22 protein-coding genes and 2 pseudogenes are annotated in these 25,250 nt (G+C 51.9%); 12 read left to right on the top strand and 12 right to left on the bottom strand.

What is annotated here, in order from left to right; genetic code table 11:
* Positions 1-27 precede the first annotated feature (27 nt).
* The 3 genes from AACY98_RS09130 (at position 28) to hslU (ending at position 3,748) form a co-directional block, all read left to right on the top strand.
* Positions 28-1,686 (top strand): STAS domain-containing protein, encoded by a 1,659-nt coding sequence (locus AACY98_RS09130; RefSeq protein ID WP_339804290.1) that lies wholly within the window; start codon positions 28-30, stop codon positions 1,684-1,686.
* A 127-nt stretch (positions 1,687-1,813) separates the two neighbouring features.
* Positions 1,814-2,350 (top strand): ATP-dependent protease subunit HslV, encoded by a 537-nt coding sequence (gene hslV, locus AACY98_RS09125; RefSeq protein ID WP_339804288.1) that lies wholly within the window; start codon positions 1,814-1,816, stop codon positions 2,348-2,350.
* Positions 2,351-2,422: 72 nt separating this feature from the next.
* Positions 2,423-3,748 carry an ATP-dependent protease ATPase subunit HslU gene (gene hslU, locus AACY98_RS09120; protein WP_339804286.1) on the top strand — a complete coding sequence of 442 codons (1,326 nt, stop codon included), beginning with the start codon at positions 2,423-2,425 and terminating at the stop codon, positions 3,746-3,748.
* A 3-nt stretch (positions 3,749-3,751) separates the two neighbouring features.
* On the opposite strand, the gene AACY98_RS09115 is transcribed toward hslU, so the two are convergent.
* The 4 genes from AACY98_RS09115 to AACY98_RS09100 all read right to left on the bottom strand — a co-directional run bounded on the left by AACY98_RS09115 (position 3,752) and on the right by AACY98_RS09100 (position 7,594).
* Entirely contained in the window at positions 3,752-5,116 is a 1,365-nt protein-coding gene (locus AACY98_RS09115) for an MFS transporter (protein ID WP_339804284.1), read from the bottom strand.
* A 121-nt stretch (positions 5,117-5,237) separates the two neighbouring features.
* Entirely contained in the window at positions 5,238-5,552 is a 315-nt protein-coding gene (locus AACY98_RS09110) for a chaperone modulator CbpM (RefSeq protein ID WP_339804282.1), read from the bottom strand.
* A 32-nt stretch (positions 5,553-5,584) separates the two neighbouring features.
* Entirely contained in the window at positions 5,585-6,559 is a 975-nt protein-coding gene (locus tag AACY98_RS09105; protein WP_339804280.1) for a DnaJ C-terminal domain-containing protein, read from the bottom strand.
* A 243-nt stretch (positions 6,560-6,802) separates the two neighbouring features.
* The gene (locus tag AACY98_RS09100; RefSeq protein WP_126978731.1) at positions 6,803-7,594 is read right to left on the bottom strand and encodes a type III pantothenate kinase; all 792 of its coding nucleotides are present in this window, start codon (positions 7,592-7,594) and stop codon (positions 6,803-6,805) included.
* A gap of 98 nt (positions 7,595-7,692) precedes the next feature.
* On the opposite strand from AACY98_RS09100, the gene AACY98_RS09095 reads away from it, so the two are divergent.
* From AACY98_RS09095 to AACY98_RS09080, 4 genes are all read left to right on the top strand, one after another.
* Positions 7,693-8,133, top strand: a complete 441-nt coding sequence (locus AACY98_RS09095) for a rhodanese-like domain-containing protein (protein ID WP_339804277.1) — start codon at positions 7,693-7,695, stop codon at positions 8,131-8,133.
* A 401-nt stretch (positions 8,134-8,534) separates the two neighbouring features.
* Entirely contained in the window at positions 8,535-9,575 is a 1,041-nt protein-coding gene (locus tag AACY98_RS09090; RefSeq protein WP_423817561.1) for an ABC transporter substrate-binding protein, read from the top strand.
* The gene (locus AACY98_RS09085; RefSeq protein ID WP_126978737.1) at positions 9,568-10,377 is read left to right on the top strand and encodes an ABC transporter ATP-binding protein; all 810 of its coding nucleotides are present in this window, start codon (positions 9,568-9,570) and stop codon (positions 10,375-10,377) included. The genes AACY98_RS09090 and AACY98_RS09085 overlap by 8 nt, the downstream gene beginning before the upstream one ends.
* Positions 10,378-10,385: 8 nt before the next feature.
* Complete coding sequence (locus tag AACY98_RS09080; protein ID WP_126978739.1) at positions 10,386-11,177, top strand: ABC transporter permease; 792 nt, start codon at positions 10,386-10,388, stop codon at positions 11,175-11,177.
* A 186-nt stretch (positions 11,178-11,363) separates the two neighbouring features.
* Here the strand turns inward: AACY98_RS09080 and AACY98_RS09075 are convergent.
* Positions 11,364-11,942, bottom strand: a pseudogene (locus AACY98_RS09075) (TMEM165/GDT1 family protein); the annotation flags it as partial.
* Positions 11,943-12,258: 316 nt separating this feature from the next.
* The gene (locus tag AACY98_RS09070; RefSeq protein ID WP_126978743.1) at positions 12,259-12,720 is read right to left on the bottom strand and encodes an Lrp/AsnC family transcriptional regulator; all 462 of its coding nucleotides are present in this window, start codon (positions 12,718-12,720) and stop codon (positions 12,259-12,261) included.
* Positions 12,721-12,927: 207 nt separating this feature from the next.
* On the opposite strand from AACY98_RS09070, the gene glmS reads away from it, so the two are divergent.
* Entirely contained in the window at positions 12,928-14,772 is a 1,845-nt protein-coding gene (gene glmS / locus AACY98_RS09065) for a glutamine--fructose-6-phosphate transaminase (isomerizing) (RefSeq protein WP_339804273.1), read from the top strand.
* Between the two features lies 1 nt (position 14,773).
* Positions 14,774-15,517, top strand: a complete 744-nt coding sequence (locus AACY98_RS09060; RefSeq protein ID WP_339804271.1) for an HNH endonuclease — start codon at positions 14,774-14,776, stop codon at positions 15,515-15,517.
* A gap of 69 nt (positions 15,518-15,586) precedes the next feature.
* On the opposite strand, the gene AACY98_RS09055 is transcribed toward AACY98_RS09060, so the two are convergent.
* From AACY98_RS09055 to AACY98_RS09035, 5 genes are all read right to left on the bottom strand, one after another.
* Complete coding sequence (locus tag AACY98_RS09055) at positions 15,587-16,810, bottom strand: MFS transporter (protein WP_339804269.1); 1,224 nt, start codon at positions 16,808-16,810, stop codon at positions 15,587-15,589.
* 265 nt (positions 16,811-17,075) lie between these two features.
* Positions 17,076-18,299: an RtcB family protein gene (locus AACY98_RS09050; protein WP_339804266.1), complete on the bottom strand. Its 1,224-nt coding sequence runs from the start codon at positions 18,297-18,299 to the stop codon at positions 17,076-17,078.
* The gene (locus AACY98_RS09045) at positions 18,283-19,173 is read right to left on the bottom strand and encodes a hypothetical protein (protein ID WP_339804263.1); all 891 of its coding nucleotides are present in this window, start codon (positions 19,171-19,173) and stop codon (positions 18,283-18,285) included. Before AACY98_RS09045 ends, AACY98_RS09050 begins: the two co-directional genes overlap by 17 nt.
* On the bottom strand, positions 19,170-19,877 hold the full coding sequence (locus AACY98_RS09040; protein WP_339804260.1) for a hypothetical protein: 708 nt from the start codon (positions 19,875-19,877) through the stop codon (positions 19,170-19,172). The genes AACY98_RS09045 and AACY98_RS09040 overlap by 4 nt, the downstream gene beginning before the upstream one ends.
* A gap of 341 nt (positions 19,878-20,218) precedes the next feature.
* On the bottom strand, positions 20,219-21,796 hold the full coding sequence (locus tag AACY98_RS09035) for a vWA domain-containing protein (RefSeq protein ID WP_339804259.1): 1,578 nt from the start codon (positions 21,794-21,796) through the stop codon (positions 20,219-20,221).
* A gap of 200 nt (positions 21,797-21,996) precedes the next feature.
* On the opposite strand from AACY98_RS09035, the gene rtcR reads away from it, so the two are divergent.
* Both rtcR and AACY98_RS15040 read left to right on the top strand, forming a co-directional pair.
* Entirely contained in the window at positions 21,997-23,610 is a 1,614-nt protein-coding gene (gene rtcR, locus AACY98_RS09030) for an RNA repair transcriptional activator RtcR (RefSeq protein WP_339804256.1), read from the top strand.
* 556 nt (positions 23,611-24,166) lie between these two features.
* Positions 24,167-24,229 (top strand): annotated as a pseudogene (locus AACY98_RS15040) (ESPR domain-containing protein); the annotation flags it as partial.
* On the opposite strand, the gene AACY98_RS09025 reads toward AACY98_RS15040, so the two are convergent.
* Positions 24,214-24,336 (bottom strand): hypothetical protein, encoded by a 123-nt coding sequence (locus AACY98_RS09025; RefSeq protein ID WP_339804253.1) that lies wholly within the window; start codon positions 24,334-24,336, stop codon positions 24,214-24,216. The pseudogene AACY98_RS15040 and the gene AACY98_RS09025 overlap by 16 nt on opposite strands.
* On the opposite strand from AACY98_RS09025, the gene AACY98_RS09020 reads away from it, so the two are divergent.
* On the top strand, positions 24,335-25,250 hold a 916-nt coding region (locus AACY98_RS09020; protein WP_339804250.1), incomplete at its 3' end, for an autotransporter-associated beta strand repeat-containing protein. The two genes, AACY98_RS09025 and AACY98_RS09020, sit on opposite strands and share 2 nt — an antisense overlap.

Here is a 25,250-nt window from a genome sequence, read left to right as displayed (position 1 = left end):
AAGGCTGCTTGTACAAAGGAAGCTAAAATGAGCAGCAATGATCAGGATAACAGCACGCAGGCAAGCCAGGGTGGTTTGTTTAAACGTGTGATGAAATTAGTCTCTAACCCAAAGCTTGGGGACAAGCCTTATGCGGCGGATCAGTTGTCTGCTGAGGAAAAGACGCAAATGCTGATTCGAAAGCAGCGCAACGATTTGGCGCGCCGCAGAGAATTTGAAGAGCTCCGGCAGTTGCGGCGTCAGCAGGCTGCCAGCGAAGAGGGCTCACGATCGTTGTTGAGTGGAGATATGAGTAGCAAACCCAGCACCCGTCAGATAGAAACCCTCAATAAAATTAATCAGATTGAAAATCAGATGGCTAGCCGCTGGGCGCAGCCACCTGCAGCCAATTTGAATCCAGGCACTTCAGCGGGGGCGGGCCCGGCAGCGACTAACCCGGCACTTTCTCAGGTACCAACTGAAATTGCTTCTGACCATGTCAAAACAACCCCTCTTGAGGGCGGTAATGTACAGAGCAGTCCACCGCCACCAGAGGTAGATCCCACTCAGATATTGGCTACCCTGGATGCGTCTGATGCCGCAGAAGACCAGGAACTGGCCGAACTGGCTGATCCGTTGCTGGAGGAAGCTGCTGTTTTGTTTGCCAGCAATGAAGATGCGCAGGTGGAGCAGAACCTGAAAGCGCTGCTCGCTAAAAATTCGCCACAACGCAATAAACGCGGCACCTGGTTAACGCTGATGGATTTTTACCGTGCGACGGGGAACCAGGTTGCATTTGAATCTCTGGCGATGAATTACATGACGCTGTTTGCCGAGTCGGCACCGCAGTGGCAGTTGTTTGACCCTTCTTTGCTCAAGAAGCTGCAGGCCAGTAAATCGGCCTCAGGTTCTTCGGTCTACTGGCAGTCTCCTGCAGAGTTGAATGTGGAAGCGGCCCAGGATATGCAGCAGAAATTCCTGGCTGCAGAGGATAAGCTGATCCGGATCATGGACTGGAGTGGATTGAAACAGTTGTCTGTGGATGGTGTTCAGATTGTTCTGGAAACGCTGATCAAACTGGATCGCGCTGGCATTACCCTGCAGGTGACAGGGCTGGCAACGATCATGATGCTGCTGGCTGCGCAGACCAAGGTCAACGGGGCGGAAGCTGACCAGTTTATCTGGCAGTTGCGGCTGGAACTGCTGCGTATGTTTGATACGCCCGAAGAATTTGACATGGAAGCCATGGAATACTGTCTGGCACATGAAATATCTCCTCCAGCCTGGACCAAACCACAATGCACCTGCGAGGATCTGGACCGCGATCCAGATACAGATGGCATGGACGATGAGGTCAGTTCTACCGGATTAGGAGGGGCGACCACGATTGGTGCTTCTACCGGATTTTATGGGCAGAATGTCGGGGCACCGTTGCGCCTGCGTGGCGCACTGAAAGGCAGCCTGTCTCAGGAACTGAAAGACTTTGACGAGAAAATTCCTGCTGAAGAAGGCGGCTTTTTACGGATCACCTGTGAACGGCTGGTCCGCATTGATTTTGCTGCCGCGGGTGACCTGCTCAACTGGGTGTCTGAGAAGGCAGCCAGAGGCTATTCTGTGCAATTGGTGAAAGTGCATCGTCTGGTGGCGCTGTTTTTTGCTGTCATGGGGATTTCTGTCTCGGCGCGGGTTTTGCTTAGAAAAGATTGATGGATGAGGTGCTCTGAACGGTAAAGTGATCTCAGGAGCATAATCGGGCTGTGTGGTATTCACAGCCCTTTATTTTTTATAGATACGGATCTTGAATTCGGCAGCTTAACCTTTATCTAAAAAAGCTATGGAACAATATCACGGAACAACGATTATTTGCGTGCGTCGCGATGGCAAGGTAGCCCTGGGGGGCGATGGCCAGGTGACTTTAGGCAACACGGTGGTTAAAGCGACTGCCCGTAAAATACGGCGGCTTTACCATGATCAGGTCTTGGCCGGATTTGCAGGCAGCACGGCAGATGCTTTTACCTTGTTTGAAAAATTTGAAGGCCAATTGGAAAAACACCAGGGGAACCTGGTGCGTGCTGCCATTGAGATGGCGAAAGACTGGCGTACCAACCGCGCGTTGCAGCGGCTGGAGGCGATGCTGATTGTGGCCGACCGGGAAAGCTCACTGATCATTACCGGGAATGGCGATGTGCTGGAACCCGAACATGGCATTGCCGCGATTGGTTCCGGTGGTTCGTTTGCACTGTCTGCCGCACGGGCACTGGTGACGCACAGCACACTGGACGCTGAACAGATTGTCAAAGAAGCGCTGAATATTGCTGGGGACATCTGTATCTATACCAACCACAACCATCTGATTGAAACCATTGGCTGATAGCCACCGGGTGGAAATCAGGCCGTTTGTATTTTTGCGCCCGTTCGGGCACTGATTCATGACAGGATAATTATGTCGAGCATGACACCGCAGGAAATTGTTTCTGAGTTGGACCGTTATATCATTGGGCAACAGTCTGCCAAGCGTGCCGTGGCGATTGCCATGCGTAATCGCTGGCGGCGCCAGCAGGTGGATGAAAAGCTGCGTGTAGAGATCACGCCCAAGAATATTCTGATGATTGGCCCCACAGGGGTTGGAAAAACAGAGATTGCCCGTCGTCTTGCCCGCCTGGCTGATGCACCCTTCATCAAAGTAGAGGCGACCAAATTCACAGAGGTTGGGTACGTCGGCAAGGATGTGGACTCAATCATCCGCGATCTGATTGACACCGCTGTCAAGCAAGAGCGTGAACATGCTATGCATACCATGCGCAACCAGGCAGAAGATGCGGCAGAAGATCGTATTCTGGATGTTCTGGTTCCGCCTGGTGGTGGCGTGGAAGCCGTTGGCAAAAGCTCTGACGGTGCGGCACGGCAGGTTTTTCGCAAAAAGCTGCGTGAAGGCCAGTTGGATGACAAGGAAATTGAAATTGCCGTGGCGGATGCTGGCCCTAAAGTCGAACTGATGGGCCCCCCCGGCATGGAGGAAATGACAGAACAACTGCGTGGTATGTTTGCCGGCATGTCTCAGGGGAAAAAGAGTACCCGGAAATTAAAAATTGCGGATGCCCGTAAATTGCTGGTCGATGAAGAGGCCGCACGGCTGATCAACGAAGACGAAATCAAAACCAGGGCGGTACACAATGCCGAACAAAATGGCATTGTTTTCATTGACGAAATAGACAAAGTAGCCACCCGTTCGGAAGGGCAGGGGGCCGATGTGTCGCGCCAGGGCGTGCAGCGGGATCTGCTGCCGCTGGTGGAAGGCACCACAGTCAATACAAAGTACGGCATGGTGAAAACCGATCACATGCTGTTCATTGCTTCCGGCGCATTTCATTTAAGCCGCCCCAGTGATTTGATTCCTGAGCTGCAAGGCCGTTTTCCGATTCGTGTAGAGCTGCAATCGCTTTCGGTGGATGACTTCAAAGCAATTCTGACGCAGACGCATGCCAATCTGCCGGATCAGTACAAGGCATTGCTGGCTACGGAAAATGTGACGCTGGAATTTGCCAGCGACGGCATTGAGCGTTTGGCGGATATTGCATTTTCCGTCAATGAGCGCACAGAAAATATTGGCGCCAGACGCCTTTCCACCGTGATGGAGCGGTTGCTGGAAGAAGTCTCTTATGATGCCAGCAAACTGGGCGGGCAATCGGTTCACATTGATGCGGCTTATGTGAACAGCCGCCTGGGAGACCTGTCGACCAATGAAGACCTGTCCCGCTATATACTCTGACAGTTAAGCTGTTTTCTCAGCGGCAGGGCCAGACGAAGCATCGTCATCCAAGGGGGTGGCGGTGCTTTGGTCTTTTTCTGCCGGCGTATCTGCCGCTGTTGATGTTTCTGCTGCCTGCGCTGATGCAGCAGGCGCATTGTCTTCAGAGCCAGGAGCCGGGTCAGGCATCATTTCCAGCGCTGTGGTACTGGTATTGACCATCGGTACAAACTGGGCAAACGGCTCGGCAATTTTGTTTCTGACAAAGCGGATCTGGTAAAACGTATAAGCGGCCAGTAAAGCAATGACCGTAAAGAAATAAAGCGGCAGGGCGTTGGCGCCAAAGGGCTGCATCAGCAAACCAGCCAGTGTCGGGGCAAAAGCAGCCCCCACCCCGTTGACCAGCAGCAGGCTGGCTGAACCGGCCAGGATTTCTTCCGGTTTGAGCTGGTCAATCAATTGGGCCACTGAAACAGGGTAAACCGTAAACGACAGGCCGCCCCACAGGCAGAAAAGGGCAAACAGCCAATGGTTGGCCAACGGCAATGCAATGATGGCTGAGCAAAGGGCGGAAGCGCATAAGACAGTAAACAAAACACGCCGCCGGTCAAACCGGTCTGAAATCCGGCCAATAGGGTATTGCAGCAGCGCACCGCCTAAAATCGTCATAGACATCAGCGTAGCCACTTCACCAGTGGAGAAGCTTTTCATGCTGGCGTACACAGAGGCCATGCCCCAGAACGCGCCGGTATTCAGGCCGGATAAGGCAGAGGCGACCAAAGGCAAAGGCGCTTTGCGAAACAGGGTGCGTAACCCGATGGTTTGTTTTTCCGGCAGGGTTGGTTGAATGCGGCGCGTCAGCATCACAGGGGTTAACGATGCGCACATGGCCATGGCCGCCACTGCAAATACGGTGAAACCCAGCGTTTCGTCCAGGCGCAACAGTTGTTGCCCTGTAGCCAGGGCCAGAAAGTTCGCTACCATATAAACGGCAAAAATGCGCCCCCGGTGGGAATTGGGTGCCTGCGCATTCAGCCAGCTTTCAACCACCATGTAGATGCCGATCAGTGCAATGCCATAGACAACGCGCAGTGTTGCCCAGACCCACGGGTCAATGAGCAGGATATGCAGTAATACGGCAATCGCTGCAACAGAAGCAAACAAGGCAAAGGAGCGGATGTGCCCGATCCGGCGAATAATGGGTGCGTCAACCCAGTTGCCGATGAAAAAGCCACCATAGTACGCAGACATGAGCAGGCCAATGGTGGTGGTGGTGTAGCCCTCACTGAGGCCGCGCAACTGCAACAGCGTATTGAGCAGGCCGTTGCCGGTGAGGAAAAATGCGATCCCCAGCAACAGTGAACTGATGGCAGCGATGTGAGAGATCATACCGATTCAAAACAAAACAAGCCCGCCTGAGGGCAGACGGGCAATGGAAAATGGAGTTTGTTCATAGGCATCATACGCAAAATGGCTGCCTTTGACCAGGAAATATCTCACAGAAACAGTTTTAATACGGCAGGCCGTGTGTTTGAAGCAATGATTTTAGACGGCGGATTTCCTGCGAAAGTTCCATCAGCATGGCAACGGCATCCAGATTGGTGTTGAGCAGATGTTCAAGCCGGCGCGCTTCCAGCGCACGGGCAATGTCCTGACTGACAAATTGCCATTGGCTGATGTCAGCACTTTGCATGGGTTGAAGAATACCGACCTCGACGACGCGAATCACCCAGTCGCGCTGTACGCCGCACAGGTGGGCAAGGTCATCGGCATTAACCGGGTCGGTTGTACTGATCAAGGTAGCAGAAACGGTGGTTTTATTCATATCCTCAATGCCTCTTGCTTTACTCTATACCATCAAAATGACCTTGGATTCAGCGGGGCGGCTTCTGCCAATGCACGGTATGCCTGCTTGGCTGCCTCTGTGTTGGCAGCAGGCAGCACCACTTCAATGTTCAGATACAAATGCCCTGCCGGGTTGCCTGGAAAGCCCCGGTCCTTGACGCGCAATTTGCTGCTGTTTTTGGTATTGGGCGGAATTTTGATATTGACCTTCTGCCCGTCAGGCAGCGGAACCTGTAGTTCTGTCCCCAGCGCCGCTTCAGTGGGGGTAACCGGCAGCTTCATATAAATATCTTTGTTTTCAACCTGGTACAGAGGATGGGGTGCAATATGTACCTCCAGATACAGGTCCCCATTGGGAGCACCGCCCCGCCCAGGCAGGCCCTGGCCGCTCAGGCGTATGAACTGGCCCTGGTGGGTGCCCGCAGGAATCTTGACCCGTAAAGTACGTGGCTGCCATTGCATCATGCCTACGCTATCTTCTGCCAGGTTGCGTAAGGTGATGTCACGTTGTGCGCCCCGCAGTGCGTCTTCCAGAGAAATTTCAATACTGGCATGCTGGTCTTCCCCAGGCACGCGAAAGTGTGTTTGAGCACCGGCCCGGGCTCCGCCCTGTGGTCTGCCACCCTGGCGCATGGAGCCGAACAGGGATGAAAAAAAGTCGCTGAAACCGGCCTCATCGGCTGCCCCGGTGCTGCTGCGGAAAGTAAATCCTTCATCCCATCCCGGTGGCGGCTGGAAATTACCATCCGACCATTGCGCCTTGCCGTTTTTGGCGCGGTCATACAAGGTGTCATAGGCTTTGCGTTTTTCTGCATCACCCAGGACATCATTGGCTTCATTCACGTCACGCATGCGTTCCTGTGCATCCGGCTCTTTGCTCACATCGGGGTGGTACTTACGAACCAGCTTGCGATATGCTTTGCGAATATCGTCGCTGGAGGATGCCTTGTCAATGCCGAGAATTTTGTAATAGTCTTTGAAGTCCATGATGATTGCTTGAGACGTGCGGTGGAATAAATCTGGTGAAATGTATGCAGACCAGTTTATCCGCTTTATTTACATATGCAATAGAGGTGGGAGCAAAAGCAGAAAAATCAATACAGGGCCGGCCAATGGAAATAGCCGGAAATAGAGTCTTTTCCGGTATCGTACGGATGAGACAAACCCATTTAAGAAATATGGTATTGGCTGGTGCCAGACAAGGCTAGCGAAAAGATAACACCAGATGTTTTAGGCTGCCAATATCGGTGGGGATGTGGTCCAGGTTTCTGCGGCCACAGAAAGCAGGCCGTCAAAAATCAGTGATTCAGCCAGCGTGAATGGCCGTGTCAGGCTGGGCGCTACTTTCCAGGCTGCGCCACCGGTCAGATAGATGCGGGGTTCCTGCTGAGTATGTTGTTGCAGGTTGTGTGCCATGCGCTCAATTGCACCCGTGATGGCATAGGTGCCGCCTGTGGCCAGTGCGTCACTGGTATTGGTGGGAAATGTATGCACTTCCCCGGTTGGAACGTGCAGTCCGGCGGTACCGCTTTGCAATGCATGCATCATGATGCCGTACCCGGGCATGATCAGACCGCCAAGGAATTGCCCTTCGGCGGTCAGCGCATCTACTGTAACCGCTGTGCCCACCATGACGACAACGGCCGGGCAGGTCTGCTGTTCAGCCTGCAGGCGCTGGCGCACGCCAATGAGCGCCATCCAGCGGTCGATGCCTAAACGGGTCGGGAAGTCATAATTGTTGCTTACGCCACATTGCTGTTCACGCACCTGCGCCCATACCGGGGTGATGCGCCAGCGCTCTTCCAGTTGGGTATTGACGCTGATTTTCGCGGCCTCTGCCGCAACGCAGCAACCCAGCACATGAACGGGCTGAGGCAGATTGCGCCAGTCCTTTTCCCCCAGCTCTTCAATGCGCTCAAGAAATACTGCACCTTGCGCCAGAGGCGACTGGCAGATACCGGGGCGCTGATACAAAGCCCATTTGAGACGGGTGTTTCCGATGTCGATAGCGAGCAGTGTCATGGGGGGGAACGTTATGCAGTAGAAACCAGATTGTCTAAGGGGTAGTATAGGATATGTCTAGAATAAGTTCATAAAAAATCACGCAGGAGAAATTCAAAATGAATGATCAAAAGCCATTTAGCCCTCAGGATATCCGTCCCGCCGCAGGTTATGCCGGGGATATTACACCCCAGAAGGCCTGGGAATGGGTGCACCAAGATAAAGCGCTGCTTATCGACGTGCGTACCAGTGCTGAACTGGCATGGGTTGGGTATGTGCCAGGGGGAGTACATATCGCATGGAAAGAATGGCCCGGCATGGTGGGCAATGAGCAGTTTGATCACCGTTTGGAGGAAGTTGCGCCCGATCTGACCCGGCCGCTGTTGTTTTTATGCCGCTCAGGCCAGCGCTCGGTTTTTGCTGCGCAACGGGCCACGGCGCTGGGATACACGGCGGCGTATAACATCTTGGATGGTTTTGAAGGCGTGCTGGATGCCCACGGGCACCGTAACACCGTTTCCGGCTGGCGCTCCCTGGGCTTGCCGTGGCAGCAGGGGTAAGCACGGGTTTTGCATGGCAAAACAACAGATGGAGCTAAAAGTACCCTCCGGATTCCGCCTGCGTGGTCTTATGCAATTGAAAAATTGTTCATTTTTGAGGAAAATGGCTCGATAGAGGTATCAGGCTGACGCGGGGCGGCTTTTTAAAGCCAGAGTCCCACGGTGACAAGCATTAACGTATTTGTCAAAGCCTGCACGCGGATTTTCAAAAGAAATCCTGTCATGACATTGGTCTTTGCTACAAGTAGAGCATTGGTAGCACCCTGAATAGGTTCGTTAAGTCAGAATCTGAAAAGATCCTGGCTTTCATTCATTTGGGGCAACGGCTGTTCGGCGGCCACATGGTATCGTTACGATTACCGGGCGCTGAAAATCAGAGATACATGTAAAAGGAGATTATGTTGAAAATCACACGTCGTCAGGCCATCGCCTGGGCTGCAGCCAGTACGGCAGCCATGGGGGTCCCGGCAATTCTGCGGGCGCAATCACTGGAGCAGGAAAAAATCACTATCGCAGTGGGCGGTAAACCGCTGTTCTATTACCTGCCACTGTCTATTGCCGAAGAAAAAGGTTTTTTCAAGGATGAGGGGCTGCAGGTCAAAATTGTTGATTTTGCCGGCGGCTCCAAGTCATTACAGGCTGTGCTCGGCGGGAGTGCGGACGTGGTGTCAGGGGCGTTTGAGCACACCATCTCCATGCATGCCAAAGGGCAGCCTTTCCGCGCGTTTGTGGCCCAGGGCCGCACGCCGCTGATTGTGTTTGGCGTGTCGAAAAAGACCATGCCAGATTACAAATCTGTGGCAGAGCTCAAAGGCAAGCGCATTGGTGTGAGCGCCCCGGGCTCATCCACCAACGTGATGGCCAGTCTGCTGCTTACCAAACATGGCATTAATCCAAAAGATGTTTCATTTGTCGGTGTGGGTACTGGTGTGAGCGCGCTCAACGCCATGCGCAGCGGGCAGATTGATGCCATTACCAGCCTGGACCCGGTGACCTCCATGCTGGTGGGAGGTGATGAAATGACCGTGGTGGTGGATACGCGCTCGGTGCAGGAAACGATCGATTTGTATGGTGGCGAAATGCCTTCAAGCTGCTTGTATGCGCCGGAAGACTTTATCGTTAAAAAGCCCAATGTGACCCAGGCGCTTACCAACGCCATTGTGCGTGCAGACAAATGGATTCAGCAGGCCGGTGTGGAAGAGATTGCCCAAACCGTTCCTTCCGCTTACCTGCTGGGTGACCCGGCGCTTTACAAAACGTCGCTGGGCCATAACCTGCAGGGGCTGTCTCCTGACGGCATGTTCCCGGAAGATGGCGCACAAACCGCATTGAAGGTGCTGGCAGCATTTACGCCCAGGTTTGAAGCCGACAAGGTGGATACAGCCAAGGCCTGGACCAATGACTTTGTCCGGGTCGCTAACCAGAAGTATCCCAATGCCTGATATTGCGCTTTCTTTGAATCAGGTCACGTGTACTTTTCCTGCACGTGACCATGCCGGACAGTCCTATACAGCGGTGAAGGATGTCACGCTGCATATTGCGGCCGGCGAATTTGTTTCTGTGGTAGGGCCTACCGGGTGCGGTAAGTCCACTTTGCTGAATGTGGGTGCGGGCCTGTTACAGCCCACGCAAGGCAGCGTACAGGTGTTTGGTCAGCCGCTGACGGGGCTGAACAAAAGAGCAGGCTATATGTTCCAGGGCGAGTCACTGATGCCCTGGCGCAATGCTTTGGATAATGTGACTGCCGGGCTTGAGTTTGGCGGTACGGCCAAATCGGCTGCACGTGCGTTGGGGCTGGAATGGATGCAGCGTGTGGGCTTAAACGGTTTTGAAGACCGCTATCCGCATGAAATGTCCGGCGGTATGCGCAAGCGTACCATGCTGGCACAGGTGCTGATTCGCAATCCGGATATTATTTTGATGGATGAGCCGTTTTCCGCGCTTGATATCCAGACACGGCAACTGATGGAAGACGAAGTGCTGGATATCTGGATGAAAGAGCGCAAGGCCGTGCTGTTCATCACGCACGACCTGGACGAGGCCATTGCCATGAGTGACCGGGTGGTGGTGCTCTCAGCCGGGCCGGCCACACACCCGATCGGCGAGTTTGAAATTGATCTGCCGCGCCCGCGCCATGTGGCCGAAATCCGAACGGACCCGCGTTTTGTCGAACTGCATGAAGCCATCTGGGCGGAGTTGCGGGAAGAAGTGCTTAAAGGCTACGCTCAGCAAAAGAAAAAGTGAGTAAAAACATGTCTGAATACGTGCGTCAACGGGTCATGCTGCGGGTGTGGCAGGTTCTGGTGCTGGTTGTTTTAATTGGTGTCTGGTGGGGCGTGTCGCGCAACCAGACCTGGGTCATGTATTTCGGTGAGCCGCTTGAGGTAGCGCGGCGCATCTGGGACTGGTTTGTCGTTGAGCACGATATTTATGAGCACCTGGCTGTGACCATGATTGAAACCGTGCTTGCGTTTGTGCTGGGCACTGCTGCAGGGCTGGCGGTGGGGTTGTGGCTGGGGCTTTCCCGGCGCGCCAGTGAAATTCTGGCACCGTACATTACCGCGGCCAATTCCATGCCGCGTGTCATTCTGGCGCCTATTTTTGCGCTGTGGTTCGGGCTGGATGTGGAATCCAAAGTTGCCCTGGCGTTCACGCTGGTTTTTTTCATCGTGTTTTTTAACGTGTACCAGGGCATACGCGAGGTCAGTTCCGTGCTGCTGAACAATGCGCGTATGCTGGGGGCTAACCGCCGGCAGTTATTGCGCTATGTCTACCTGCCTTCCGCCACCAGTTGGGTGTTTTCCAGCCTGCATACATCTGTGGGCATGGCGTTTGTCGGGGCGGTGGTGGGTGAATACCTGGGGTCTTACCGCGGGGTGGGGCACCTGATTTTACAGGCCGAAGGCAGCTTTGATACCAATACAGTGGTTGCCGGCATCATCGTGCTGACACTGTGCGCGCTGGTGCTGGACTATATGGTGACGCTGGTAGAAAAGCGGCTGCTCAAATGGCAGCCCAATAACAATGCCGGGTCATCCATGTGACCCATCATGATGGCACATGATATTTCTCTGCAAAAAAGGGCACATAAGTGCCCTTTTTGATGGGGAGGTGTGTGGTCACGTTTGGATATATAAAACAGATGCTTGCAATGGCGGTTGCCAGGAGGTGAGCGCGTGCGCTGTGGTTTGTGCCGGTGTGTGCAGTGATGCCACCGGTGCCTCAGGTTTACCGACGCCAAACCACAGTACCCACACACCGATGCCCACAAAAAACAGGGCCGCAATGCCACGGATCAGTTTCAACGGCATTTTATGTGCTGCTGTGTGACCGAGCCACACGGCAGGCACATCGGCAATCAGCATACCCAATGTGGTGCCTGCAATCACACCGGTCAGGGAGTCAAAGTGCGCTGCCAGACCAACGGTTGCCAACTGGGTTTTATCGCCCATTTCAGCCAGAAAGAACGTTGTCAGCGTAACCAGAAATACCGTCCAGGCGTTCTTGGGTGCCGAAGCGTTTTCCTGTTCGCCGGTATCATCCAGTTTGTCGGGAACCAATACCCATGCGCCCATGGCAATAAAGGCACCGCCCAATACCCAGCGCAGTACATCCGGGGACAGGGTGGTACGTATCCAACCGCCCAGCAGGCCTGCCAGTGTGTGGTTGAGTAAAGTAGCGCACAGAATACCCAGCACAATGATCCAGGGACGGCGGAAACGTGCGGCCAGCATCAGTGCCAGAAGTTGTGTCTTATCGCCGATTTCGCCCAGTGTAACCAGGCCAGCAGAGGTGAGAAAAGCTTCCATTGAGTTGTGAGCAATATCATGGGCTGGGCAAGAGACAACAAAAGCGCGATTACCCCGGCCCAACCCGGCAACAGGATAATCTCGCTATGGTCTCGCCAGAACCGCATGCAGCCTTGAATGCATTAAGCTGAAGGCCTCTGCTGGAACCGAACGCGCCATGCTGATCAGTACAGCAAGCATGTTGACGCGATCCTGCAATCTGCCGGCCTGTTCGGCCCAACGATTACAGCGGCTACTCCCCACAGGAGTAGCGCCATTGTAATGGCTTTATTTAAAAAGAGTGAAATGCCTGACTGTCAGGAGGCACATTGTGCGTTCAGGGCGCAGGCAGAGGCAGTTGGGTCGTGAACTTGCTGCGCTGGGTGCAGAAGAATGCACGTACATTGCGCACATTGTGGTGGGCAGAGAACACGTCATGAGCTAAAGCCTGATAAGCCGCCATATCTGCCACAGTGATCACCAGTATAAAATCCGGCCCTGCGCTGACGCGATAGCACTGCTGTACGGCATCTACCGAGGCGACCAGGGCATCAAATTCATCTTGTGCAGCGCTGTCCTGCCGGTCCAGTGTGATTTCGGCAATCACCTGCAGGTAAGCACCCAGTCGGGCCGGGCTGAGAATGGCAACCTGCCGTTCAATATGCCCGGTCTGCTTCAGGCGGTTAATACGCCTTAACGCTGTTGCCGCAGAGATATGCACTTTTTCAGCCAGTTGCCGCTGGGTTAAAGAGGCATCTGTTTGCAGCAAATGCAATAATTTCAGATCAATGCTATCCATGGTTGCCAATCAAAAATATAAATATAATTTCTTTTTTATTAAATTAATGAAATTATATTTCTTATTACATATTAAATGAAAATAAATTTCATATTCTAATGATATATGAAAGCACATTTTCCTGCGGGTTGAGTAAGATATTGACAATTTGAAACGATAGGTGCCAGGACATTGGCACACATAGCAGTAGCAGAAAAGAGGTCAACCATGTGCGGCATTGTAGGAGCAGTCAGTTATCGCAATATTGTTCCGGTATTGATCGAGGGGCTTAAACGGCTGGAATACCGTGGCTATGACTCGTGTGGTGTGGCGGTGCATCAGGATGGTGAACTCAAGCGCGCGCGCAGTACGGCCCGTGTTTCTGAGTTGGAACAACAGGTGCAGCAGACGGGGTTGAACGGCGTAACCGGTATTGCACACACCCGCTGGGCAACACATGGTGCACCGGTGACCGACAATGCGCACCCGCATTTTTCATTCGGCATTCACCAGGGCGACAAAGTCCGGGCCCGGGTAGCCGTGGTCCATAACGGCATCATTGAAAACTATGAGGCGTTGCGCAGTGAATTGCAACAAAAGGGCTACCACTTCAGCAGCCAGACCGATTCAGAAGTGATTGCGCACCTGGTTGACTATCACTACCAGGGCGACCTGTTTGAAGCGGTACAGCAGGTTCGCTCGCAATTGCGGGGGGCATATGCCATTGCGGTTTTCTGTGCTGATGAACCGCACCGCCTGGTGGGTGCACGGCAGGGCTCGCCACTGGTGCTGGGTGTGGGAGAGCGAGAAAACTTTCTGGCATCCGACGCCATGGCGCTGGTTGGCGTGTCAGACCAGATCGTTTATCTGGAAGACGGCGATGTGGTTGATGTGCAGACCGACCGCTACTGGGTGCTGGATGCACAGGGTAAATCGGCCGAGCGTCTGCCGCGTACGGTTCATGCGCATACGGGTGCTGCGGAACTGGGACCGTACCGCCACTACATGCAAAAAGAAATTTTTGAACAGCCCCGTGCCATTGCCGATACGCTGGAAGGTGTGGCAGGCATTTCTCCGACCCTGTTTGGCGAAGATGCAAAAACAGTTTTCAAAGACATTGATTCCATCCTGATTCTGGCCTGCGGCACCAGCTACTATGCCGGCATGACAGCACGTTACTGGCTGGAGGGCATTGCACGCATTCCAACCACGGTGGAAATTGCCAGCGAATACCGCTATCGCTACAGTGTGCCCAATCCGAAAACGCTGGTGGTCACCATCAGCCAAAGCGGAGAAACCGCTGATACATTGGCCGCATTGCGTCACGCGCAGTCGATGAGCATGTTTCAAACACTGACCATTTGCAATGTGGCGACCAGCGCCATGGTACGTGAATGCAAGCTGTCGTATGTGACCCGTGCCGGGGTTGAAATTGGTGTGGCATCGACCAAAGCGTTTACCACTCAACTTGCAGCACTGTTTTTGTTAACCCTGACGCTGGCCAAAGTTAAAGAACGCCTGCCAGCCGAACATGAAGAAAAATACCTGACGGCCATGCGACACCTGCCCAATGCATTGCAGGCCGTGCTGGCGCTCGAACCACAGATCATGGCATGGGCGGAAACTTTTGCCCGTAAAGAAAATGCACTGTTTTTGGGGCGCGGCCTGCATTACCCGATAGCGCTGGAAGGCGCGCTGAAACTCAAGGAAATCAGCTACATCCATGCAGAGGGCTATCCGGCGGGGGAGCTGAAACACGGGCCGCTGGCCTTGGTGACTGACCAGATGCCGGTGGTGGTGGTAGCGCCCAACGATGAACTGCTGGAAAAACTCAAGAGCAACATGCAGGAGGTGCGCGCGCGTGGCGGGCAACTGTATGTGTTTGCCGATGGTGGTACGCAGATTGACAGTGAGCCGGGGGTCCATGCCATCCACATGCCGGAACACTACGGGCAACTCTCACCGATACTGCATGTGGTACCGCTGCAATTACTGGCTTACCATACTGCTGGCGCGCGCGGCACCGATGTGGACAAGCCGCGCAATCTGGCTAAGAGCGTGACGGTGGAGTGAAATGAAAAAGACGTCGCGCAATCCACCCTGGATAAGAGATGAGCTTATTCTGGCGTTAGATTTGTATTTTAAATGTCGTCAGTCTTTACCAGGGCCTAAAAGTGCTTCCGTTATAGAGTTATCACATTTGCTCAATCAAATGGGGGCGATGTTGCGACGGACCAAAGATAGCTCTACATATAGAAACCCGAACGCGGTTTCTATGAAGTTGATGAATTTTCGCCGTTTAGATCCTCTTTATATTAACGAAGGTAAAAAAGGGTTAACTGCAGGAAATAAAGAAGAAATAGTTGTATGGGATGAATTTGCCCATCAACCAAATCAGCTTTCTGTCGTAGCGCACGCAATTCGCCAAGCGATTGCAGTCAGCGAGCCCGAAAAACTTAACATAGAGTTAAGTGAGGATTGGGAAATGAGCGAAGCATCAGAAGGGCGTGTATTAACGCGCATGCATCGTATTCGAGAGCGTAACCCTAAATTAGTGAAACAAGTAAAAAATAATGTATTGAAAAAATACGGGAAGCTATTTTGTTTTGCGTGTCATTTTGATTTTGCAGAAAAGTATGGTGAGGCAGGTAAGGGGTTGATAGATGTTCACCATACAAAGCCAATTCATACATTGGGTGAGCATAGTAAAACAAAAATAGAGGATTTGGTTTTACTGTGTCCAAATTGTCATAGAGTGGTACACGCTAAGCGTCCATGGCTTTCTCTCGATGAGTTAATTTCATTGGTGAGGCAATAATAAGGTAAAGTTCAACAGCAGGGAGCCGGTCGTATATCACTGTCTATACACGGTCTTCGCTGCCATTTGTTAATTGGAAACCGGCTTTGTCTTTCTCTGATAAAAATACCACTTCAGGCAGAGAACCAAAAACAGCAAAGCGCACAGAAGATAAACGGAGTTAATGCCCCAGTAGGCATTCATGAAGTAGGCCACCAGCGGGCCAATCGCAGCGCCAACATCGACCATCAGTGCAAAGCTCATGAGCAATGCCCGCCCACCGTTTTTGGATGCCGTGTCCGAGGCCAGGGCTTCAGTCACCGTATTGAGAATCGTGGCAATCAGTTGCACGATCAGCAGGCATAAAAACCACAGAAACAATGGCAGGTTCAATGCCAGCAACAGCATACCGGCCGCGCCAACGCCAAATGCAGCATACATCATGCCTGTACGCGTGAAGCGCTGGTCTGACAGCTGGCCGACAAAGGGAGCAAGCCATGGTTCCCAGCCCCAGCGCAAGGCCTGAAAAAATCCGGCCAGTGTTGCTGCTCCCAGCATCATGCCCCAGATAGTGATATCTCCATTTGTATGCGTGTCAATCAACCGGCTTAACGTTGAAGCGATGACACCTTGTGTGACAAACGCAACGGCAGTGCCACTGGCCATGATCCACAACACGTGGGGTTGCCCGACCAGTTCAGCGAATGCTCTGATGACACTGCGCTGTTTTGTAACTGTTTTTTCGGATGTTGCCATGCCTTTGGGCAACCGGGAAAATGCCAGAAAACCTGCACAGGCAGTCACTGCGCCAAAAATCAATACCGTATTTTGAAAACCGATCTGGTCAGCCAGCAACCCGCCCAGCAACATGCCACCAAGGCTGCCCAGGCGGTACAGGCCATTGTACTTGCCTGTCAGTTGTCCGCGGTTTTCCGTGGAACTGACCCGCAAGATGCTGAAAAGTGCACCCAGTCTTAGCAGCGTCCAGGCAACGCCCCACAGGCAGCGGGCCACAATCCACCACACCAGCCCCGGCAGCCAGCCATAAGCTATGGTGGTCAGCACAGCAAGTGCTACAGCAATGAGTATGCCGGTGCGCTCACTGATGTGGTTATAAAACCAGCCAATGAGCGGATTGAGTGGCAGACGCACCAGCCGGTTAACCGACAGGACAATGCCGACCTCCCACAGCGAGCTGAGTCCGACTTGCTGGTAATAAACCGGCAGCACAATGTAAAGCATGGAGTCTCCCAGCAGGCATAAGGCGGTGATGATTGCCAGTATGCTGATGTGGGAGTTTTTGTCGCTGTGCATGAATCGGTGTCTTGTTCAGGGCAAATCAATTGAAAGCGTACTGTGCCCTGGATTTCCGATTCTACATCACAGCTCCCTTCTCAAGGAGCGTGTATATTAATGTGCATACTCTGCATGCGATAAAACATCACTTGACCCAGGGTGATGCAGTTGTAACTGGGTCGTTTGTATTTTTATACCGGTGATTTCGTACCGGCAAAACAACTGATGCAAAAATAGTTTGATACATGAGCGGATACAGTTTCTAACCTGCATCCGCTCAAAGTCACCCTTTCACGCACACCACCTGCTTGAGGGTATGCACAACCTCAACCAGATCCTGCTGTGCCTGCATGACAGCGTCAATGTTTTTATACGCTTGTGGCGTCTCATCAATGACGGCTTCGTCTTTTCGGCACTCCACACCGGCGGTAGCCGCTTTGTGGTCTGCCAGCGTAAAAGCTTTTTTAGCCGCAGTACGGCTCATGACGCGGCCTGCGCCGTGTGAGCAGCTGGTAAAGCTTTCCGGGTTGCCCTTGCCGCGCACAATGTAGCTGCGCGCACCCATGCTGCCTGGAATGATTCCCAGCTCTCCGGCCTTGGCGCTCACCGCACCTTTGCGTGTAACAAAAACATCTGCACCGAAGTGATGTTCTTTTTGCACATAGTTGTGGTGGCAGTTGACCGCTTCTACATGCGTTTCAAACGGTTTGGTGATGATTTCACGGGCAGCGCCAATCACACGCTGCATCATTACTTCGCGGTTCATCCGGGCAAACTTCTGCGCCCAGTTGACCGCACGCACATAGTCGCCAAAGTAGCGTGAGCCTTCTTCCAGATACGCCAGGTTCTGATCCGGCAGGTGCACGTCATTGCGTATGGCATCTTCTTTGGCCAGATTGATAAACAACGTGCCAATTGCATTGCCTACACCGCGTGAGCCGGAATGCAGCATGAACCAGACAAAACCTGTTTCGTCCAGACAGACTTCAATGAAATGGTTGCCTGTTCCCAGTGTTCCCAAATGGGTGTAGTTGTTGGTTTTCTCCAGTTTGGGGTAGTCTTCGCAAATGGCTTTGAATTCCGGTTGCAGTTGTGCCCAGGCGTTATCAACGGCAGAAGGTGGCCGGTTCCATGCGCCGGGGTCACGTGGGCCGGGTTCACGCCCATGCGGAATGCTTTTTTCAATGGCTTTACGCAGCGGCGCCAGATTATCCGGCAGGTCTTCTGCGCGCAGCGTGGTGCGGCAGGCCATCATGCCGCAACCAATATCCACACCCACCGCAGCCGGAATAATGGCCTTGATGGTAGGAATAACAGAACCGACTGTCGCACCTTTACCCACATGCACATCAGGCATGGCAGCAATGTGTTTGAACACCACGGGCAGGCGCGCAGCGTTTTTCAACTGCTCACGGGCCCCTGGTTCCACAGGGACGCCTTTCACCCACATTTTCAGTGGTACACCGTTTTCAACAGGTTCTTCAAGATAATTATTTTGTGATGTCATGGTTTTTCTGATATGAAAGTATATGGTTGTACAGCAGGTTTTCTGCTTCGATAATCATGTCTGCGGTCAATTGAAAATTTCTCTTTGGACTTCCTGTGGGCCACCACGCAAATTTTCGCCATATAACCACAGTTGCAGCTCCTGAAGCGACACCGTTGATTCGGTGAAAAATATCGCTGCCGTAAGTGCAAAGCGCAATCGACTCACGAAGATCTGGCGCAGTAAGCATGTGTTCAAATTTGTCATCGGTTAATTGAATATCATGTTCAGATGCAATTCTATGCAGCTCCTGACGCATCAGTTTCTGTGCCCGTTTCTTGTCAGCTGTTTGAGGCGACTTTACTGCAAGAGAGGGCGCATCAAATAAATTAAAAGAGTTTTCAAGGTAAGTCGAGAACAAAGCACTGAACCTTTGAATGTATCGCCGCTCAGGCCTGGCCTTTAACGGAATATTATCGTAATTGCGGTTAATCCAATCCGCTGCTGCGCAAGATTGGGACGAATAGGTATGTATGTGTTCAAAAGGAATAAATCCTTTTTGAGCTGCCGAGGCTGCCCAACGAAGCAATTCGTATGTCCGTGCCTGAAGATCAAGCGCAAGTGTCAATTCATCTTTGTTAAACATGGTGGATATTCTCGAAAATGCTATTGAGTCATTACGGTTATTTGTGGACAAAAGGGAAAAGTCTTCTTTATCGGAATTCAGAAGAAAAGTGCCTGCAACAAGGGGTTGTGAAACACCTGCTCTACCAACTGAGCTACGTTGATGGTGGCTGGCACCCTCAACGGCAGGACTCGAACCTGCGACCCGGACATTAAAAGTGTGTAGTTTCACATGCATTTGCAAACACTTTTCAAAAAAATGGTACTTCAACTGAGTGGCTGCTTTAAAGGTGGCAACCTTAAAAGTAATTCATTTTGGATGCAGTGTTGGGCATTCATGATCATATCAACGGTCAGTTTAAAGTTTTTCTTTGGCGAGCCATGATAGTTCCATGCAAATTTTCTCCAGAGTGCTAAAACAGGTACGCCATTGATTTGCCCCTTTTGCCTTTGAAGCAAGTCGGTTGCATATGCACATATTGCTATAGGCTCATGCAGGTTTTTATCTTTCAGCATGGTTTGCAGTTGCTCAGTGTCGGTTTCTAAACCTAGCTTTTCGGCTGTATGGGCTAATTGGGTAATCATCATTTTTTCTGCCTCTAATTTATTGGTTTTGGTGACATGTCTGAGAGATATGTAAAAAGGGTACATGAATGCACGGAATACAAAAAATGACATGTGCTTTAACGCATTGTGCGGTTTGTCAAAATCGCCAGTCAGAACGAAAGAAATGTGAAAGTAAGAGTGAAGCAAATGGCTGAACGCAGGTATTTCCTCAGGCAAAGGCTTGCAGTGCTCAGGAATGAGAGCGCAATGTTGTTTCACCCACTTTTCAGTGTCAACAGCTACTTCAGCAAAAGCCCGGACTTTTGATAAGGAACGGCTTTCGTATATGACGCTGTTAATCCACATCAACGTGTTGTAGGACTTTGATTTGATTTCCAGCGTGTGTTTCAATTCATTTGGATTAAACATATCAATACTCTTTATGGTGTGTCTTTGCATTCATGGTGAAAACATAAGCTTGAACCGTAAGTTGCTATCAGAGTGACAAGTGAGTGAGCAAGACGGAAGCATTTCCTCAAAATGTAGTCCTGTTCTGGCATTCACCCTTTTAGCAACGAAACCAGATCAATCACAAAACAAACCACACTGCTGACAAACAAATTGGTGAGACGTTTGTGCCTGTAACAAAGGAATGTAGTCACACCAGGCATTCAGCAGCGGATTTGTATTTTTCCTTTCAATATCTTTTTTAGTGCAGCCTGCACTACTTGTGCCGCACAGGCTGCGGTTATCAAAACAGCATTTCGGTTTTAAATCTGGGCCAACGAAATGTTTTCAATCACATCAACCCAGTGGTTGGCTCCAGCGTCATTTTGTGCAAATGTGGCGATGGTATCGAACACAGCGTCTGAGAACCCGCCCACATTCATGATGTCGGCCTGTTCTGCCGCCTGCGTGGTCCCGTATGGCTGGATATCAATGCACACCAGTTTTGCTTTTGGGCAGCGGTTTTTAATCTGCGCCCATTCACGCATGGTCTGCGTTGCACCGTGGCCGCGGTTATCCAGCCACGATTCGTTATCCGATACCAGAATCACCAGATCCACTTTGGCATTTTTCGAATTCAACCATGCCAGTGGCGCACTCACATTGGTTCCGCCTCCGGGCATGCTGGCCAGCTTTTCGGCGTTGGTCATAACCGAATCACGTGGATTCAGAATAATCTTACGCACAACGTTTTCAAACGGCAGCACTCTGGTCTGCGGATTCTTGCGCACCATGGCTGCGGTAACCAGTGCAGCCACATCAATGCAGCGTACAGACGATGTTGCACCACGCCGGTAGCCGGTGGCTGGCGAGTGCATGGAGCCTGAAATATCAGGACATACCACCACCTGGCCATTGATCGCAGGCACATTGGCCAGAGCGATTTCCATCGCATCCTGCAACGCTTCCCGCACCACATGTGGCACCGTATTCCCCGTCATTTTGTAGGCAGACATCAACTGGTACGGCATTGCATTGGCGTTGGCAATGGCTTTACGGGTCCGCAGTTTTGCGGCAATTAGACCTGCCATGCCTTTTTGCTTAAACAAACCGTGGCGTGCAAATGTGTTCAGGTTTTGCCGAACCATCTGCCATGACCCCTTGCGGGCAATTTCTGCCCACTGCGTATCTGTCAGCTCCAGTGCAGTCAGCATCTGAAACGGCACATCAGGCAGTGCGGGCAGCGGTTGCCCGCTTCGAAGGGCCTGTTTGAACTGTTCAAATGCTTGTGTTGCAGGCGGCAGGTCAGCCATGTTGTAATCACGGTCGATCAACCATGCAAACCATGCGGTACGCCACGCCTGCTCCGGTTTAGGGTGCACCATTTTCACTACATCGGCCAGGGTTGGGTTGTTGCCAACGGCAGCGTTCAGCAACTGTTTTTCAGACGCGTTCAGCAACCATTGCTGCACCAGCTTTTTAGGGCGGGTTCCCAGTGATTTACGCCCAACAGCGCCGCTACGCATGATCTGCACAAAGTTACGCAGCATCTTGCCGTTGTTGATCACACGGCCAAATACCTGCGAGAGCAATTGCACATCACGCACGGCCAATACTGCGGCCAGCAAGGCGGGCATGTCTTTCATGTAGCCTGCTTCGCGGGCATAAACCGCTATTTTGGCAATGAATGCGGGTTCCATGTTTTTTGTCAAAGCCAATACTGTATCCAGTTGCGATTCGGCGTTGACGTAAAAAGTCTGGTTCAGGCAACCTGTGGCTGCCAGTTGCGCCAGTTGATGCCGCGGGCTCAATGCGTAAGCAATGGCATTGGCCTCGTTTTTGGCATTTGCCTGCGGCAAGGCTTTTCCGCGAAAAGTTTGAAATACATTGATGTTGACCATTTTGATTCACTCATTCAACTTGTTGTTATGCTTTATGTACTGCAACAGGCGTGCCAGGAATGGATAAATAATGCATAAAAGTTTTTAACGCTTTGTTTTTATGAGTAAAAATTATTTTTATCCCAAAATAAGAGTTTGGTTACATGATTTAAAAATATATAATAGTTATTTCTATAACTATATTTTTATAAAATTAGATAATGAATAAAAAAACAGTTGTCATTGGTTTTTTGGGAACACAGTTGGATTCCGGTATGTCTGCACGGCGCTGGGATAAATGGCGTCCCACTGTTTCGGTGACACAGCAGCCGGATAAGCCGGTAGACCGGATTGAGTTGTTTTATGCGCCACAGCATGAAACACTGGCAAAGTGGGTTGTTGCCGATATTGCGCAGGTTTCTCCGCATACGCAGGTTAATCTGGTGCTGATGCCTTTAGCCAACCCCTGGGATTTTGACGCGGTGTATACCGCCGTTTATGACTGGGCCCGGACATATCCGTTTGACCTGGAAAAAGAACAATATTGGGCACACATTACAACCGGGACACACGTGGCGCAGATCTGCATGTTTTTGATGGTGGAGGCGCACTTTATTCCCGGTGTGTTGCTGCAGACAGCACCACCCCCTAAAAGTGAGCCGAAAGGGGCTGGGCGTGTAGAACTGATCGATCTGGATTTGTCGCGCTATGACCGTATTGCACAGCGTTTTAATGCGGATCGGGAAGATGCGCTGACATTTTTGAAAAGCGGCATTGCAACGCGTAATATACGTTTTAACGCAATGATTGAAGAGATAGAGCGCATTGCGGTGCGCTCCAAGGCGCCTGTGCTGCTGGTGGGGCCAACCGGGGCGGGCAAGTCTTTTCTGGCGCGCAAGGTGTATGAGCTGAAAAAAGCGCGGCATCAGGTCTCAGGCGAATTTGTGGAGGTGAACTGTGCTACCTTGCGGGGAGATGGTGCGGCTTCCACATTGTTCGGACATAAAAAGGGTGCGTTTACCGGTGCCGTGGTGGACCGCTCCGGTTTGCTGCGGCTGGCGCATAAAGGCGTGCTGTTTTTGGATGAAATTGGCGAGCTGGGAATGGATGAACAGGCCATGCTACTTAAAGCCATTGAGGAAAAGCGTTTTTTGCCGGTGGGGGCTGATCACGAGGTGCAGAGCGATTTTCAACTGATTGCAGGGACCAATCGCGATTTGCGAAAAGAGGTGGCGGCTGGTCATTTTCGTGAAGACTTGTTTGCGCGCATTAATTTGTGGACATACGTGTTGCCTGGGCTGAGTGAGCGTGTAGAGGATATTGAGCCTAACGTTGATTACCTGCTGACGCTGGTGGCACAGGATACGGGGCGTAAAGCCAGATTCAATGTCGAGGCTAAAAAATGTTATTTTGATTTTGCACAGTCGGTTCAGGCCTGCTGGCTGGGTAACTTCCGTGACCTGACGGCTTCTATTGCGCGTATGGCCACGCTGGCTGATGGGGGGCGGATTACCGTGGAGCTGGTGGAGGCGGAAATTCAGCGCCTGCAATGGATGTGGCACAGACCGGATGGTATGGCAGAAAAAACAGGGCGTGTGGATGCGGAATTTTTGCAGGCATTGCTGGGCGAAGAGGTATGGACGCAGATGGATCTGTTTGACCGGATGCAGTTGCAGTCGGTTGTAGCCGTATGCCGTCAAAGCAAAACGTTGTCAGAGGCTGGCAGGAAGCTGTTTAATGCAACCCGTGAACAGCGCGCAGTGGTTAATGATGCGGACCGGTTGCGGAAGTATCTGCAAAAGTTTGGTTTAAGCTGGAAAAGCGTTTCTGCCTAGCATGCGATGTGTGTTTGACAGCAGCGGGGGTTGGTATGGCAGTTGTCAATTGATCCATACCAGTCTGGAGGCAGGTGCATATTGTGTACGTGGCTGCAAACAAAGAAAAAGCGCAGGGTAGCGAAACACCCTTGCTGAGTTATGAAAAAGCTTGGCATAAGCCGGGGGGCGGAGTATGCCCGAGTGGGCTCAATAACGCGAACAGAAACGTCGGTTATACGGGCATAAGGTATTGCTGTCATAGGCGAATAACTGTATAAAAAAGTAACAATTCTCAGGCAATGCCTTCTTAAAGTCATATAACTGCTTGATCAAAAAGCGAAAAGTCATGCTTGAATATACCGCGTGGTTTTTCGCCAAAAAAGTGTGTTTCATAGGCATACTTTCAACTGTTGTCCCCAATTCACACAAGGTTTTTCTTTCTGTATAAAGGGCCTGCGAATCAAAAGCAATATTCGGGCAGGTGTAGCCGGCTGCAACCTGCCAAGGCCCAGTGCTTTTCTATGAAAGAAGAATAAAAAATTACAGTTGTCTAAGACTGTTACTAAGGGCTCTTATGAACTGCATCTATCGCGTTGTCTGGAATCATTCCCTGGGTTGTTTTCAAGTTGTATCCGAACTGGCCAAGGGCAGGTCAAAAAACAAATCTTCACGTACTCCGGCTGATAAACCTTTGCGCAGCAGATTGCAGCGGTTTACGCTCAGCACCTTAGGTGCTGTTTTCATGCTGGGCTCCAGTGGGGCATGGGCTGACAGTTACTGGAATGCCGAAGGCGGTGTGGGTAATCTGGAAGGGGGCAGTGGGACTTGGTCAACAACCAGCGATGTGTGGACGGATTCGACTGCCTCAACACCAAATACTGCAATGGGCAGCGCAGATAACGCTATTTTTGCAGGCAATACGGCGGGTACGGTCACTATATCAGGTACGGTGGAGGCGACAGGACTGAGTTTTCTGCTGGATGGTTATACGCTGACCGGTGGTACATTAACCCTGGTGAGCGACGGAGTGAGCCCACAGTCTGCTGTGGATGTCGGGGCCGGTAACACCGCTATCATCCAAAGCGTGATCGCAGGCAGCAATGGATTGGACAAAACCGGCAGCGGAATTCTGGAACTGACCGGAAGCAACACTTATACCGGTGGCACCACAGTCAGTGCTGGCCGTTTGAAAGGCAATGCAAGCAGTCTGCGTGGCGCAATTGTCAACAATGCGGAGCTGGAGTTTAACCAGACCGCCAATGGAACGTTTGCCAGCACCAGTTCAGTGACCGGGACAGGCAATATCTATAAAACCGGTAGCGGAACACTCACTCTTCAAGGCAGTTGGACGACAACGGGCTCTGGCAGCACACAGATTCAGGACGGCACGCTGACCAGTGTTGCCGGGGCGCTGCAAGGCAATGTGGTGAACGACGCGACGCTGGTGCTGGACTCGTATTTTTCAAACGGAACCTATACGCTCACGGGGGACATCAGCGGCAGCGGTCAGGTGGTCAAGAACACAACCGGAACGTACATTCTGGTGGGCAACAACAGTTACAGCGGCGGGACCGTGATCAACAATGGCACGCTGCAAGGGGATGCGAACAGCCTGCAGGGGGCTATTACATTTGCAGACAATGCCAACAACAAGGGCC

The sequence above is a fragment of the Saezia sanguinis genome, assembly GCF_963921665.1.
Lineage (GTDB): Bacteria > Pseudomonadota > Gammaproteobacteria > Burkholderiales > Burkholderiaceae_C > Saezia > Saezia sanguinis.
The sequence above is the reverse complement of the archived record's forward strand: the minus strand, read 5'-3'. Positions and strand labels throughout refer to the sequence as shown.

Excerpts from the sequence above, each read along its gene's own strand:
- AACY98_RS09130 (WP_339804290.1), top strand. The coding sequence starts at position 28 with ATGAGCAGCAATGATCAGGATAACAGCACGCAGGCAAGCCAGGGTGGT.
- hslV (WP_339804288.1), top strand. The coding sequence starts at position 1,814 with ATGGAACAATATCACGGAACAACGATTATTTGCGTGCGTCGCGATGGC.
- hslU (WP_339804286.1), top strand. The coding sequence starts at position 2,423 with ATGTCGAGCATGACACCGCAGGAAATTGTTTCTGAGTTGGACCGTTAT.
- AACY98_RS09115 (WP_339804284.1), bottom strand. The coding sequence starts at position 5,116 with ATGATCTCTCACATCGCTGCCATCAGTTCACTGTTGCTGGGGATCGCA.
- AACY98_RS09110 (WP_339804282.1), bottom strand. The coding sequence starts at position 5,552 with ATGAATAAAACCACCGTTTCTGCTACCTTGATCAGTACAACCGACCCG.
- AACY98_RS09105 (WP_339804280.1), bottom strand. The coding sequence starts at position 6,559 with ATGGACTTCAAAGACTATTACAAAATTCTCGGCATTGACAAGGCATCC.
- AACY98_RS09100 (WP_126978731.1), bottom strand. The coding sequence starts at position 7,594 with ATGACACTGCTCGCTATCGACATCGGAAACACCCGTCTCAAATGGGCT.
- AACY98_RS09095 (WP_339804277.1), top strand. The coding sequence starts at position 7,693 with ATGAATGATCAAAAGCCATTTAGCCCTCAGGATATCCGTCCCGCCGCA.
- AACY98_RS09085 (WP_126978737.1), top strand. The coding sequence starts at position 9,568 with ATGCCTGATATTGCGCTTTCTTTGAATCAGGTCACGTGTACTTTTCCT.
- AACY98_RS09080 (WP_126978739.1), top strand. The coding sequence starts at position 10,386 with ATGTCTGAATACGTGCGTCAACGGGTCATGCTGCGGGTGTGGCAGGTT.
- AACY98_RS09070 (WP_126978743.1), bottom strand. The coding sequence starts at position 12,720 with ATGGATAGCATTGATCTGAAATTATTGCATTTGCTGCAAACAGATGCC.
- glmS (WP_339804273.1), top strand. The coding sequence starts at position 12,928 with ATGTGCGGCATTGTAGGAGCAGTCAGTTATCGCAATATTGTTCCGGTA.
- AACY98_RS09060 (WP_339804271.1), top strand. The coding sequence starts at position 14,774 with ATGAAAAAGACGTCGCGCAATCCACCCTGGATAAGAGATGAGCTTATT.
- AACY98_RS09055 (WP_339804269.1), bottom strand. The coding sequence starts at position 16,810 with ATGCACAGCGACAAAAACTCCCACATCAGCATACTGGCAATCATCACC.
- AACY98_RS09050 (WP_339804266.1), bottom strand. The coding sequence starts at position 18,299 with ATGACATCACAAAATAATTATCTTGAAGAACCTGTTGAAAACGGTGTA.
- AACY98_RS09040 (WP_339804260.1), bottom strand. The coding sequence starts at position 19,877 with ATGTTTAATCCAAATGAATTGAAACACACGCTGGAAATCAAATCAAAG.
- AACY98_RS09035 (WP_339804259.1), bottom strand. The coding sequence starts at position 21,796 with ATGGTCAACATCAATGTATTTCAAACTTTTCGCGGAAAAGCCTTGCCG.
- rtcR (WP_339804256.1), top strand. The coding sequence starts at position 21,997 with ATGAATAAAAAAACAGTTGTCATTGGTTTTTTGGGAACACAGTTGGAT.
- AACY98_RS09025 (WP_339804253.1), bottom strand. The coding sequence starts at position 24,336 with ATGAAAACAGCACCTAAGGTGCTGAGCGTAAACCGCTGCAATCTGCTG.